The organism is Candidatus Villigracilis vicinus, from assembly GCF_016702885.1.
Classification (GTDB): domain Bacteria; phylum Chloroflexota; class Anaerolineae; order Anaerolineales; family Villigracilaceae; genus Villigracilis; species Villigracilis vicinus.
Map to the genome: position 1 here is coordinate 13,893 of NZ_JADJDD010000010.1, position 12,791 is coordinate 26,683.

The window sequence follows — 12,791 nt, forward strand, 5'->3', positions numbered from 1 at the left end:
GATGTACTTTTTAGGTATTGATACATCCACAACATCAAGCAAAGCATTGCTTATAGATGAGACAGGTAATGTTGTTGCAGTCGCATCCAGCCCGCATACGCTTCAAACACCCAAGCCTCTCTGGTCGGAGCAGGATCCGAATGAGTGGTGGGATGCGGTTGTGGCGAGTATTAAGTCCGTGTTAGAAAAAGCAGGTGTCAATGAAGACCAAGTCAGGGCAGTCGGTCTCACGGGACAAATGCATGGGCTAGTCCTGCTTGATGAAGTGGGGAATGTTTTACGTCCCGCCATCCTGTGGAATGACCAGCGTACGCAAAGTCAGTGTGATGAAATCCATCAGCTCATTGGAAGAGAAAAGTTTATCCAGATCACGGGCAATGTTGCGCTGACAGGATTCACTGCTCCAAAAATTTTGTGGGTCAAGGAAAATGAGCCTGAGATATTTTCAAGAACAAGGCACATCCTGCTACCGAAGGACTACATTCGTTACAAATTGACAAACGAATATGCGATGGATAAAGCCGATGGTGCAGGCACGGTGCTGTTCGATTTGAAGGCACGTGACTGGTCTGATGAAGTCTTGGCGGCGTTGGATATTCCGCGCGCATGGATGCCGCGCACTTTTGAGGGAACCGAGATCACAGGATATATTCCCGAAGAAGTTGCGTCGTTCACCGGATTGAAAGCGGGTACACCTGTTATCGCTGGCGGCGGCGATCAGGCTGCGGGAGCGGTAGGAATGGGAGTGGTTGAACCTGGCATTGTCGGTTTGACCGTTGGCACGAGTGGTGTTGTGTTTGCAACCACGCCTTCTGCGTTGATCGAACCGGACGGACGGCTTCACGCCTTTTGCCATGCCGTGCCTGGCATGTGGCACTTCATGGGCGTGATGCTTTCAGCAGCGGGGAGTTTGCAGTGGTATCGCGATACGCTCGCACCTGATGTGAGTTTTGATGACTTATTGAAAGATGCGGAATCAATTCCTGCGGGAAGTGAGGGATTGCAATTCCTGCCATATCTTTCTGGCGAACGCACGCCTCATCCTGACCCGTTGGCGAGGGGCGCTTTCATCGGCTTGACCCTGCGCCATAGCCGCGCGCACATGACGCGTGTTGTGCTGGAAGGCGTGGCATTCGGGCTGAAAGATTCGTTCACGCTGATTCAAAATGCTGGGCTGGGCGAGATTAAACAAGTCCGCGCATCTGGGGGTGGTACGAAGAGTGTGTTGTGGCGGCAGATTTTGGCGTCGGTGTTGGAAGCGGAGCTGGTAACGGTCAACACCACAGAGGGCGGCGCGTATGGTGCCGCGTTGTTGGCAGGAGTTGGCGCAGGCGCATGGGGCAGTGTGGCAGAGGCGTGCTCGGCGTGTATCAAGATCACGGGGAGCACCCAGCCCGCCCCGTCGGATGTTGAGGCGTATCGAAAGTCGTATTCTGTGTATAGAGAATTGTATCCAGCGCTGAATCTCAGTTTTGCAAAGATGTGATTCGTGTTTTTTCTCTTGCAATAAGAGAAAAAAACACGAATCTGCCGGGTTATGTGTGATGTCAGAATCTATGATGCGAATAGAGTAAATTGCTAACCTGTAGTTTTCTAAACTAATTTGGATTTGTACAGTAACGATATGACTTATGAGACCGCGGGTTCGTACATAGATTCCAGATAGACGAAATCACGGTGTATAAATATTTTTCTACCCTGTTTTTATGCAAAGACTGTTAATATGCAACAAAAAAACCGCCTTTTTAGGGCGGTTCTTTCGTATAGCCTTGGCGGTCCCGACGGGGATAGAAATCGCGGTGCGTAACTTTTTCGCAAACTAACGATGAAGTGAGTTTTGAGCCTTTTTAAGGCTGTTTTCGTAATTCCTTGCGAAGACAGGTTGTGTCCGCTCGTGTCACAAAATCAACAGTTTCCATTTCTCTACCCTATTTCAACGCATCCTTCGCTGCAGAGATGACCTCTTCATAATTGGGTTCTTCACCCAATACCGGAAGATAATTGACATAGGTTAATTTTCCATCGCGCCCAACGATGAAGACAGAGCGGCGCAAATAGCGGCGTTCTTTGATAAGGATGCCGTATTTTTCGCCGAACTCCGCTTCCAACACATCCGAAACAACCTTGACCTTTTCAACTCCTGCCGCACCGCACCAGCGTTTTTGCGCCATGGGGAAATCGCAACTGACGGTGTAGATGACGATGTCATCACTCAACTTGGCGGCTTCTTCATTGAAGCGACGGGTTTCACGATCGCAAACATCCGTATCCAACGAAGGAACTGCCGAAAGGATGATGACTTTGCCTTTGGATTCCTGAAGCGGATTAACCTTTGCCCATCCTGCGATCACTGAAGTGAACTCAGGCGCGGCATCACCCACTTTGACTTCATCACCGATCAGGGTGACAAAGTTATCTCCGATCTTGAAAACATCATTACGAATGGTTGCCATTTTATTTCTCTCCTGTATATTCTCTCAACTTTATTTACCCGCAATCCCAACTATGGATTTTCCACAGAAGACATCGAAGGTTTCCAATGTGCCTTCTTCGCCAAATCCGCTCAAGCCCCAGGCGGGACGCGGCGCGTCGACATTTAATTCGAGCAGACTCACGCCATTGACCTTGACTCCACCCGTGTTCATTTGACGTGCCACCTGCATGGCATGGTCTTCATCTTTCGAGAAGACGTAACCGCCGAGTCCATAGGGAGTTTGATTGGCAAGCTTCACGGCTTCTTCGTCGGTCTTGAACGAGTGGACTGTGGCGACAGGTCCGAAGATTTCTTCGAGCGTCTCTTCGGGCGCGACTCCCGTGATCAGCGTGGGAGAAAGATAGTAGCCCGCTGAATCAGGCGTCGGGGCGGTATGATGCGTTTGTCCGCCTTTGGCTTTGAGCGCGTTGACCGCGTCCACAATGCGCCCGTGATGAGCAGAGTTGGCAAGCGGTCCGAGTTGAGATTCCATCGAGAGCGCGTCGCCCACTTTGAGGGACTTGAATTTTTCCATCGCGGCGTTGACGACTTGATCTTGAATCGATTCATGGACGACGAGGCGACCGAGCGCGCGGCACCACTGACCGTTGAGCGTGGTCATGCCCGCGACGATGCCATCGGCGACCTTGTCGATATCGGCGTCTGGCAGAACGACCATGGCGTTGTTGCCGCCGAGTTCGAGTTGCAGCGATTTGAAATCTGCGGCGCAGGCAGCGGCGACAGCGCGTCCGCCATGCAGACCGCCCGTGAATGAAACGGCGCGCACGCGTTTATCACCGACGAGTTTTGCGCCAACATCACCACCGCCGTTGACGATCTGGAACAGACCTTTGGGCAGACCCGCGGCTTCGAGACCATCAGCAAGGAAGAGACAGGAATACGGCGCCCACTCGGTGGGCTTGAGAATGACGGGGCAACCCGCGGCGAGCGCGTTGGCAACTTTATGCGCAGCAAGCGCGGCGGGAGAATTCCACGGCACGATGGCAACCGCAACACCAAGCGGCTTGCGCAACACTTCCACATCGCCATGCGGACCAGGGACTTTGTTGACAGCGTATCCACTGCGGAGCACGCCCGCGGCGGCTTTGAACGCCAGCCACACAATGGCGTTGACGAAACTCGTGGTGCTGAAAACAATGCCTGTATTGTACGATTCAACCGCGGCGATCATGGGAGTGAGCCCCATCAGGTGATTGGCGGCGTTGTCAAGAATCTCGGCGCGTTTTTCGGGAGAGGTGTTCGCCCACTCGCCTGATTCATGCAAACGCTGTGCAACCTGTAAAGCGCGTTCGATGTTCTCTGGGCTGGTCGCCATTTGCGGCGCGATCTTCTCGCCCGTGTTCGGGTTGTGGACGAACGCGCCCATGTCCACTGTGGGGGCGATGCGTTCACCGTCAATGTAGTCGAAGAGGGTGAAGTGTTTTTTGACTTCGTCGAGCGGGGGCATGGTGATTTCAGGGAAAGACATGGGTTATCTCCTTTGGGTAATTGGTAATTGGTCAGTATGATCGAGCGAAAGGAAGACAAGACCAAAGATTTTTGGCGATAGATATTGGTGGTTTCATCTTTCTGGGCGGTCTAACCTGGTCTCGTCAGCCGTTTTCCTTCATATACACCTTCGTCACACTTCTTACATCATGCACGGGACCATCCGCGCCACGGGGGTCGAAGTCAACGCGGCGTTCGCAGGTGGAGGCGACGCGGACTCCTTTGGCGGTCAGTGTGCGGACGGCGACTCCGTTGCGGTAGAGGGCGGTCATGCGGGTGCGGCGGTCGTAGCCGTCGAGCGTAATGCAATCAGGTTCGCTGTAACGGCTGAGAGGTTCGTCGGTGTTGTTCTCGGAGAGGAACCACAGAATGCCAACTCCGCCAGAAATGCCGATGTGCTGCGGGGCTTCGGGTCCGAGTTTGTCGAAGTAGAGTTTGCCGTCTTTGTACTTTGCCGTGAACGAACGCGCATGGAACGGTCTGCCGCGAAAGGTGACGTTGGTCTGCTGGTAGTTCTCGCCGTCGAAGTCGATATAGACCAGATTATCAAAAGGCGAATCGCCAGGCGCACCCGCCCACGGGTCGTGAGGAAGCGGGGTTCCATCCAGATTGAAGGTTTCGATGTGGTCATGCCAAACTCCACGCATGAGCGTGAGGGAGTGTCCGACAGAGCCGAGGGGAAAAGCAAGGGTCATGGGTCAGGTTCCAGGTTACTTCTTCTCTGCAACCGCAAAGCCTGATTGCATTGTATCTGTGACGATACTTTTCGCCGCTTCAATACGTCCGCGTTCGGCTGGGAAGGCTTGGACGAGACCCATGGCAAGGTCGCGAAGTCCGCGGGCGATAACGCCGTGATTGCCTGTGTTGCTGGTGCCGCATGCCTTGAGCGCATTGACCGCGACATTATGAGCGCATTCGCAAACCGTCCCTTTTGCAAGACGCCAATGCTCAACGACTTTGTTCTTCGGCAAGATGGGAGTCTCGGAAGTTTCAAGTTCAAGTTGACGACGTGTCCACAGGAAGCCCGTTTCCAGATCCACTGCCATGTGACCGACCAATTCCTGATGGAATGCGCTTTCGGCAAAGATGGATTTGCCCGTATCTTGAAATTTAAGTTTGGAAAGGAAATTGATGGTGTAATCGAACACGCCGTTCGCAATGCCTAAATACAAACACACCACCGCCAGTTGATTGCCGACATAACTTCCGCGGCTCATCTGCATCATTTTGAGGAACGCGCCAGGGACGGTCATCGCGTCTTCGGTTTTGACAAAGACATCTTTCAAAATAATTCCATGTGTGGCAGTGGCGCGCATGCCGATCGAATCCCAGTGAGCGCGCTCAGACACGCCTTCCGCTTTGCTGCTTACGAAAAAGATCGAAAGTCCGTTCAGGTCAGTTGAGTCTTTGATCTTGGCTTGCACCAAATATTCATCGGCAACGCCTGTGGAGCAGCCAAATGACTTCGTGCCATTGAGCAGCCAGCCGCCTTCAACGGGAGTCGCTTCGGTGGAGATCAACACCGCGCTCGTCGCAGACTTGGCTTCTTCGCTGGCGAAGTTGGCAAGGAAACGTCCACTGCCCATTTTGGTCAGCAGCTTTTCACCAAAGGCACGCACCTGCTTGGCTTCAACTTCATCAGTGAACAAACCTGCTTCGATGGCTTCGAGCCCAAGCAAGCCGCGCGAGGCGGTTGAACAATGGAAGAAGAAACACAATGCCGTTGAAGGGCAAGCCGTTCCCAAAGCAAACGCCGCAGCGGCGAGGTCGCGCAATGTGCCGCCCAACCCGCCGTATTTTTCAGGGACGATCAAGCCGAACAAACCCGCTTCACGCAGCAACGCAATATTTTCCAACGGGAACTCGCCCGAAGCGTCTGCCTTCTCCGCGCCCGCCCGCAACGCAGGCAACACGCTCTCCACCCGCGCCGCGATCCCGCGCTCTTTTTCGGTCATTCGTTCAACGAGCAATTCACCTGTTAGTTTTTCGGTCATGGTTGGTTCCTATATTTGGTTATTATGCGCGAGAGTTGATTCTCGGTGGTTTCGATCGTTCCGTCAATTCCGAATTCATCCTTCAACTCACTCAACAATTCCAACGTTTCCACATCGTTCTGATAAATACTGCAAATCAACATCTGCACGCCAGCTGCTTGATACTCGGTAAATAATTTTCGTGCACTGTCCACAGTCAAACCACGCCCTTTGAACAATGTCGCTTTTTCTAATTTGGATTGGATGGCGGATTCGTCTTTGGCGATCAGGATATTGCACAACACGGTGCGCTCGATATCGTTGTAATCGCGTCCTTCTTTAACGCAATGCTGATTCAGCACTTCGAACTTGTGTTTTACATCCTCAGGCGAGCCGATGAAGTTGCACATATTTCCAACCCGAGCCACCGTGCGCAATGTGAGTTGTTCACCCGCCCCACCGATCAGAATCGGCGGATGTGGTTTCTGACTTGGCTTGGGTTCAAGGATGGCGTTCTCCACATGGAAGTATTTGCCGTGAAAGGTGGCGCGTTCTTCCGTCCATGGTTTTGATCAACTTGATGGCTTCTTCGAGTCGATAAATCCGCTCGGCGGGTTTCTCTTGATATTCAAAGCCGTACTGCTTGTATTCCGCTTCATACCAACCTGCGCCGATTCCAAGTGTGACGCGTCCGTGGCTGACGATGTCTAAATTGGCGACCATCTTTGCAAGCAGTGCGGGGTTGCGGTAGGACGTCGAAGTGACCAGCGTGGATAATCTGATTCGGTCAGTCACCGCCGCGAGCGCGGAAAGAAGCGTCCAGCCTTCCATGAACGGCTCTTCGGGAAGTCCATGCACAGGGATTTGGATCATGTGATCCATCACCGAGAACCAGTCAAAGCCGTGTGCTTCGATCCACAAGGCTTTTTTCTTAATGCCATCAAAGATGTTGGCATCGTTATAAATGAAGGAGGGAGAATGGATGCCGAATTTCATTGTTCGCCGGAGGGGTCGCTTGACGTATTGACCTTTTGCTTCACCCAAAATCTTCCCGTTCTCATACACCTTATTCCCGCGCACGAATGTTGTTTTCACCTTACCTGTGAGTTCGTGCCCTTCAAACGGCGTGTACCCCTGCCCCGACTCAGACTCAGCCGCGCGGACAACAAACGACTCGTTCGGGTCGAACAGAACAATATCCGCGTCGTAGCCTTCGGCGATGTCACCCTTTGATAAAAGTCCATAACGCTGGGCGGGATTCCAACAGACGAGTTCCGCCATGCGATTCAAGGACAGTCCGCGTTTGGAGCCTTCGCTGTGCAATCCGCTCAACATATATTCCGTGCCGCCAAAGCCAGACTTCGCCATCCAAATATCATCGGGATGATCGGCGTTGTATTTCATCTCGGTCGAACAGCAGGCATGGTCACTGACCACCCAATCCACATCGCCGCTCAAAACTTTCTCCCACAAAAATTCCACATCCGCGCGCGGACGAATCGGCGGGTTGACCTTCGCCAGCACACCGTTGGGTTCGTCCACATCGAGCAGCAAATGCCCGATCGTCACTTCGCGCCTGAAGTTGATATGCGGGAACAAGTCGCGCATCATCAACGCGGCTTCAAGCGCCTTGCGTGATGTGAGATGCAACAGATTGATATTCGCGCAACTGGTCTCATGCGCAAGATACGAAGCGATGAACACCGCCAAGCCTTCGCTGTGCGGCGGACGCGCCGCGTTATACGCGTGCAGTCCCTTCAACTTGCCATCACGCTGCACCATCGACGTGTACGCATTCAAAATGTCCGCCACTTCGCAATGCAAACTCAAACTGATGTACGGCGCCTGTTTCGGGTTCGCTTCGATCATCTCGCTCAACTTGCGCATGATGAACTCGAAATGCGCAAAGTCATATTTCTCATCGCCTTCGAGTTTCAAAAAATTATGCTGCTGGTCAGACTTGCCATGCAACCCATGCCCGCCATAAAACATAAAGATCTTGAACGACGACACGCCGAAATCATTCATCAACATCGGCATTTCATCGATATGTCCACGGTTGATCGGCGCAAGGTGATAGGCATAGTCCACCCAATACCTGCCCTTCGAAATATCCAACACCTCAGGGTAAAAATCCTTATACGCGCCGCCCTTGTTCAAATAATATTCGCCCGTGCGAAAATACGTGATGGCACTCGTCACCCCACCCATCGCCGCCGCTTTGGATTCCGTGATCGCATCTTCCGCCAACGGAGAATAGATACCGACATGCATATGCCCATCGACGAGACCTGGGAATGCGAGAAGTCCCTTCGCATCATGGACTTCTTTCGCCTCTTCCGCAGGGATGGCTGGTGTCACCCTCTGAACCTTCCCCCCGCTGATGGCGATATCTGCCACTTCCACATTCGTCTGGTTCGGGCGGACAAGTTTTGTGTTCTTGATGAGTAAGTCGTACATGGACAACTCCTGTGGTTGGTAATTGGTAATTGTTCAGGCTGCTACGATATGATCTTGAATTAATTTTTCAATAGTGGCTTGGTCAATTCCAATTTCGGCTAATATTTCTTTGGAATGTTTGCCAATCTCGGGTGGATTGATCTCTAACTGCGAGCCTTCGTCGTCGAGCAATAACGGTAAACGTGGAAGTTGAGTCGTGTCGCCGTTAGGCAAAATCGTTTCCAGCAAACTATGTCCCTGAATCAATTGTTCATCCGTGAAGAGGTCTTCGGGTTTGGCGATGGGAGAAAACGGCAGGTCGGCAATTCACAGCGTTTCAGCACGTCGGCTTTGGAGTACTTTGAGATCCGCTGAATCAGATCAGGGATCAACCACTCGCGCTGGTCAATGCGTCCATTGTTCGTAGCGAGACGTTCATCTGCAAGCAGGTCGTGCATTTCGAACGACTCACAGAAGCGCACCCATTGCTTGTCGCTGGTCACGCCGATGAAGACCAGTTCATTCTCGCAAGTATTGAATGTCCGATAGATCGCCCATGCACTGACTCTGGCAGGCATCGGCGGGACAGGTTCTTTAGTCATTGCTGCGTACGCCATGTGATGTCCCATTAAGAAGGCGGCGGTCTCGAACAAGGCACTCTTCACAAGTTGACCTTTGCCCGTCACATCCCGTTCACGCAACGCAGCGAGGACGGCAATCGCGCCATATGTCCCCGTCATGATATCGATGACGGATGCGCCCGCACGCAACGGCTGACCGATCGGTCCTGTCATGTAGGCGATGCCGCTCATGAACTGCACCACTTCGTCGAGCGCGAGGCGGGAGGAATAGGGTCCGGGGAGGAATCCTTTCAGGGAGCAGTACACAAGCTTCGGGTAGCGTGAGGCGAGGGCTTCATATCCAAAGCCGAGTCGATCCATGGTCCCAGGCGCAAAGTTTTCGATCAGGACATCCGTCGATTCCAATAATTTGAAAATGACCTCACGCCCTGCTTCGGATTTGATATCGATGGCGACACTTTTTTTGTTGCGATTGAAGAACGGATAATAGCCCGTGCCGAAACCCTTGAGTTTGCGCGTCGGGTCGCCATCCAGCGGCTCAATGCGAATGACTTCCGCGCCAAGGTCGGCGAGGACAAGCCCGCAGGCAGGACCGAGCACGGCATGGCTGAATTCGAGAACGCGGAGGGAGGAGAGAGTGTGAAGGGTCATTTGCTAAACGTAGTCGCCGTGTTGGATAAGATAATTCACCAACCCACCCGCGTTCAGAATGTCGATCATCTGCTGCGGCATTTTGGTGGCTTGATAGGTTTCGTTCTTTGTATGATTTGTGACGACGCCATTCTCAAGGTCAACCGAAATGGAATCGCCCGATTGAATGTTGTGATGTTCCACTTCGATGACGGGCAGACCGATATTGATGGCGTTGCGATAAAAAATTCTTGCGAAAGTTTTTGCAACCACTACTGAAACGCCCGCGGCTTTGATGGCGATCGGTGCCTGCTCACGCGATGAACCGCAGCCGAAGTTATTACCTGCGACGAGAATATCGCCCTGCTGAACCTTCTTTGAAAATTCAGAGTCGAGGTCTTCGAGCACATGCGAAGCCAACGCGGACATATCCAGGGTCTTGGTGTATTTGCCTGGGATGATGCGGTCGGTGTCGATGTTGTCGACGGGGTAAACGTGAGCGGTGGTCATTCTGTTGGCTCCGTAATCTCACCCGCCAGCGCAGACGCCGCCACAACCGCGGGCGAACCGAGATAGACCTGCGCTTTGGGGTTGCCCATGCGTCCTTGAAAATTACGGTTCGTGGATGAGATGACCACTTCCCCATCCCTGGCACGCCGAGATGTGAACCCACACAGGGACCACATCCTGACGTGATAAAGGTCGCGCCAGCATCGGAGAGGATTTGGATCGTGCCATCTTTGAGCGCGTCATTGAAAACTTTTTTGGAGGCGGGCGCAATGATGAGTCGTGTGCTGGTAAGTTTCTTGCCCTTCAACACTTGTGCTGCAGCATGCAGATCTTCGAGCCTTGTGTTGGTGCAAGAACCGATAAAGGCATAATTAACTTTCGTGCCCAGCACTTCGTCAATGGCGACAACGTTCTCAGGTGAGTGTGGCTTGGCAATTTGTGGACGAAGAGCTGAAACATCGAAGGTCAACTCGCGAACGTATTCTGCGTCGTTGTCGGCAAAGGTCGGTTCGAAGGGATACCAAAGGTCGAGTCCAGTCGGGTCAACCAAGCCCGTTTTTGCTCCCATTTCAGAACTCATGTTGGCAATCGCCATGCGGCTGGCTAATGTCATGGACTTAATCGTCTCGCCTGTGAATTCCACGGCTTGATAATTCGCGCCTTCCACGCCAAGTTCTCTGACGAGAAAGAGAATCAAATCTTTGGATGTCACGCCTTTTTTCAGTTCGCCGTTCAATGTGATCTTGATGGTCTTTGGGACTTTCAGCCAGGTCTTGCCAGTCAGCATCGTCGCGGCTAAATCCGTCGAACCGACGCCAATGCCAAAAGCGTTCAACGCGCCATAGGTGGGAGTATGCGAGTCCGCGCCGAGGAAGAGGTCACCTGGTTTGACGTGTGCATTCTCCACCATCAACTGGTGACAGATCCCTTCGCCGATGTCGTACAACCTGCAACCCATCTCCGCTGAAAAATCGCGCATGAGTTTGTGCAGATTCGCAACCGTCTCGTTCGGGGCAGGCGAAGCATGGTCAATGATCAACGACACACGGTCACTATCCCAAAGTTTCTTCCCGCCCATCTGACGGAACGCCTTGATCGCAAACGGTGACGTCGCATCGGTCGCCATCACACCATCCACGCGGACAATGGCAATATCACCTGCTTTCACAGGCTTGCCAGCGTGTTGGGAGAGGATTTTTTCGCTAATCGTTTGTTTCATAGTATTTTTCGACGTTGGACGATTGACCACAGACCATGGTCACTATCGTCTGTCATCCATTGTCTGTCGTCAGGTCAACTTATGCATCTTCGCAGGCAATTCCTTGCCCAAAAATTCTTCCATGCGGCGCGAGAGTTCAGCAACCTTCTTGATATCCACGCCCGTTTGAATGCCCATTTCGTGCAGCATGTTCGCCGTGTCTTCGGTGGCGACATTACCCTTCGCCGTCTGAATGAACGGACAACCGCCCAAGTCCGCCAAACGATGTATCGAACATGGTCACGCCTGATTTCAACGCGGACAACAAATTCGCCAAGCCTTGTCCGCGTGTATCGTGCAAATGCAGAACCACAGGCACGCTCCCTGCCAGCGGTAAAACTTCCTGCACCACGCGGCGGATCAATTGTGGGTTTCCAAGTCCAGCCGAATCCGCCAGCGAGAGTTCGTCAATGCCCATCGCCAAAAATCGACGCGCCATCGAAACGACTTTCGCTTGTTCGATCTTGCCTTCATACGCACAACCGAACGCCACCTGCACACCAACGCGCACTTTCACACCATGTTCACGCGCCATCTTCACCATCTCGGCAGTCTCCGCGATGCCATCTTCAACGGTCGTGTTGGCATTTTTCTTCGCAAGCGTTTCACTGGCAGGCACACCCATTTCCAACTGCTTCACACCCGCCGCGATCGCACGCTCCACGCCTTTCATGTTCAGCACCAACGCGCTAAAGGTCACGTCATCACGCTTGGGCAAACGCGCAAACACTTCGGCAGCATCCGCCATCTGCGGCACGATCTTCGGATTCACAAACGAGGAAACTTGAATATTCTTGAGTCCAGCGTCGGCTAAGAGAGAGGCGTATTCCACTTTCATCTCGGTTGGGATAAACTTCTCCTCACGCTGGATTCCATCCCGCAGCCCGACTTCGACCAAATTAACTTCCATCGGCACCGTGGGGATTTCAATCGCCTCGCTTCGACGCCATAACCTGTTGTGGTAAAGAAGGGGCATGTCCAACTCTGACACATACAAGTCCTTGACCTCGCCCACAAAAATGGTATGGTCGCCGCCGTCATACATCGACCAGACCGTGCAATCGACCCACGCCAGCGAATCAGGCAGCAGCGGACTTCCCGTCACTGCCGTGTGAGTCTTCAGCCCAGCAAAACGATCTTTGATCTCAGGCTTCATGCCCGCAAAGCGCATGCCGATCTCAAGCTGCCGCGCGGACAAAACATTCACGGCAAAATATCCGCTCTCGGCGATGACGTTATGCGTGAACAGTTTTTTGTTGAGCGAAACCAACACCAGTGGCGGGTCGAGACTCAGACTCGTGAACGAACTCGCCGTAATGCCAATAGGCGTCTCGCCATGCTTGGACGTGACCACCGTCACACCCGAAGCGAACTGTCCCATGGCGCGTTTGAAATCGTTTGGATCAAAGGTCATGAAT

At 52.9% G+C, this 12,791-nt stretch carries 11 protein-coding genes and 3 pseudogenes; 1 reads left to right on the plus strand and 13 read right to left on the minus strand.

Annotation, left to right across the window (positions count from 1 at the left end):
• Position 1 precedes the first annotated feature (1 nt).
• Positions 2 to 1,486: a xylulokinase gene (gene xylB, locus IPG80_RS10245; protein WP_345106079.1), complete on the plus strand. Its 1,485-nt coding sequence runs from the start codon at positions 2 to 4 to the stop codon at positions 1,484 to 1,486.
• A gap of 442 nt (positions 1,487 to 1,928) precedes the next feature.
• Here xylB and tpx read toward each other — a convergent pair whose 3' ends face one another.
• The 13 genes and pseudogenes from tpx to IPG80_RS10310 all read right to left on the minus strand — a co-directional run bounded on the left by tpx (position 1,929) and on the right by IPG80_RS10310 (position 12,787).
• Positions 1,929 to 2,453, minus strand: a complete 525-nt coding sequence (gene tpx, locus IPG80_RS10250; RefSeq protein WP_345106082.1) for a thiol peroxidase — start codon at positions 2,451 to 2,453, stop codon at positions 1,929 to 1,931.
• Between the two features lie 30 nt (positions 2,454 to 2,483).
• Positions 2,484 to 3,962, minus strand: a complete 1,479-nt coding sequence (locus tag IPG80_RS10255; protein WP_345106084.1) for an aldehyde dehydrogenase family protein — start codon at positions 3,960 to 3,962, stop codon at positions 2,484 to 2,486.
• A 124-nt stretch (positions 3,963 to 4,086) separates the two neighbouring features.
• Positions 4,087 to 4,677 carry a hypothetical protein gene (locus IPG80_RS10260; RefSeq protein WP_345106087.1) on the minus strand — a complete coding sequence of 197 codons (591 nt, stop codon included), beginning with the start codon at positions 4,675 to 4,677 and terminating at the stop codon, positions 4,087 to 4,089.
• Positions 4,678 to 4,692: 15 nt separating this feature from the next.
• Positions 4,693 to 5,976 (minus strand): acyl-CoA dehydrogenase family protein, encoded by a 1,284-nt coding sequence (locus IPG80_RS10265; protein WP_345106089.1) that lies wholly within the window; start codon positions 5,974 to 5,976, stop codon positions 4,693 to 4,695.
• The gene (locus IPG80_RS10270) at positions 5,973 to 6,476 is read right to left on the minus strand and encodes a hypothetical protein (protein WP_345106092.1); all 504 of its coding nucleotides are present in this window, start codon (positions 6,474 to 6,476) and stop codon (positions 5,973 to 5,975) included. Before IPG80_RS10270 ends, IPG80_RS10265 begins: the two co-directional genes overlap by 4 nt.
• The gene (locus IPG80_RS10275; protein WP_345106402.1) at positions 6,457 to 6,951 is read right to left on the minus strand and encodes an LLM class flavin-dependent oxidoreductase; all 495 of its coding nucleotides are present in this window, start codon (positions 6,949 to 6,951) and stop codon (positions 6,457 to 6,459) included. Before IPG80_RS10275 ends, IPG80_RS10270 begins: the two co-directional genes overlap by 20 nt.
• A 15-nt stretch (positions 6,952 to 6,966) precedes the next feature.
• Positions 6,967 to 8,415, minus strand: a pseudogene (locus IPG80_RS10280) (dihydroorotase family protein); the annotation flags it as partial.
• 33 nt (positions 8,416 to 8,448) lie between these two features.
• Positions 8,449 to 9,626 (minus strand): annotated as a pseudogene (locus IPG80_RS10285) (CaiB/BaiF CoA-transferase family protein).
• A 3-nt stretch (positions 9,627 to 9,629) separates the two neighbouring features.
• The gene (locus IPG80_RS10290) at positions 9,630 to 10,115 is read right to left on the minus strand and encodes a 3-isopropylmalate dehydratase small subunit (protein ID WP_345106095.1); all 486 of its coding nucleotides are present in this window, start codon (positions 10,113 to 10,115) and stop codon (positions 9,630 to 9,632) included.
• On the minus strand, positions 10,112 to 10,291 hold the full coding sequence (locus IPG80_RS10295) for an aconitase family protein (RefSeq protein WP_345106405.1): 180 nt from the start codon (positions 10,289 to 10,291) through the stop codon (positions 10,112 to 10,114). Before IPG80_RS10295 ends, IPG80_RS10290 begins: the two co-directional genes overlap by 4 nt.
• A 14-nt stretch (positions 10,292 to 10,305) precedes the next feature.
• Positions 10,306 to 11,334, minus strand: a pseudogene (locus IPG80_RS10300) (aconitase/3-isopropylmalate dehydratase large subunit family protein); the annotation flags it as partial.
• Between the two features lie 69 nt (positions 11,335 to 11,403).
• On the minus strand, positions 11,404 to 11,595 hold the full coding sequence (locus tag IPG80_RS10305; protein WP_345106407.1) for a hypothetical protein: 192 nt from the start codon (positions 11,593 to 11,595) through the stop codon (positions 11,404 to 11,406).
• Positions 11,549 to 12,787 carry a hydroxymethylglutaryl-CoA lyase gene (locus IPG80_RS10310; RefSeq protein WP_345106097.1) on the minus strand — a complete coding sequence of 413 codons (1,239 nt, stop codon included), beginning with the start codon at positions 12,785 to 12,787 and terminating at the stop codon, positions 11,549 to 11,551. The genes IPG80_RS10305 and IPG80_RS10310 overlap by 47 nt, the downstream gene beginning before the upstream one ends.
• Between the last annotated feature and the right edge of the window lie 4 nt (positions 12,788 to 12,791).

Bases quoted from the DNA above. Each gene is read 5' to 3' on its own strand.
- xylB (WP_345106079.1), top strand. From the start codon at position 2: ATGTACTTTTTAGGTATTGATACATCCACAACATCAAGCAAAGCATTG.
- tpx (WP_345106082.1), bottom strand. From the start codon at position 2,453: ATGGCAACCATTCGTAATGATGTTTTCAAGATCGGAGATAACTTTGTC.
- IPG80_RS10255 (WP_345106084.1), bottom strand. From the start codon at position 3,962: ATGTCTTTCCCTGAAATCACCATGCCCCCGCTCGACGAAGTCAAAAAA.
- IPG80_RS10260 (WP_345106087.1), bottom strand. From the start codon at position 4,677: ATGACCCTTGCTTTTCCCCTCGGCTCTGTCGGACACTCCCTCACGCTC.
- IPG80_RS10265 (WP_345106089.1), bottom strand. From the start codon at position 5,976: ATGACCGAAAAACTAACAGGTGAATTGCTCGTTGAACGAATGACCGAA.
- IPG80_RS10275 (WP_345106402.1), bottom strand. From the start codon at position 6,951: ATGAAATTCGGCATCCATTCTCCCTCCTTCATTTATAACGATGCCAAC.
- IPG80_RS10290 (WP_345106095.1), bottom strand. From the start codon at position 10,115: ATGACCACCGCTCACGTTTACCCCGTCGACAACATCGACACCGACCGC.
- IPG80_RS10295 (WP_345106405.1), bottom strand. From the start codon at position 10,291: ATGTGGTCCCTGTGTGGGTTCACATCTCGGCGTGCCAGGGATGGGGAA.
- IPG80_RS10310 (WP_345106097.1), bottom strand. From the start codon at position 12,787: ATGACCTTTGATCCAAACGATTTCAAACGCGCCATGGGACAGTTCGCT.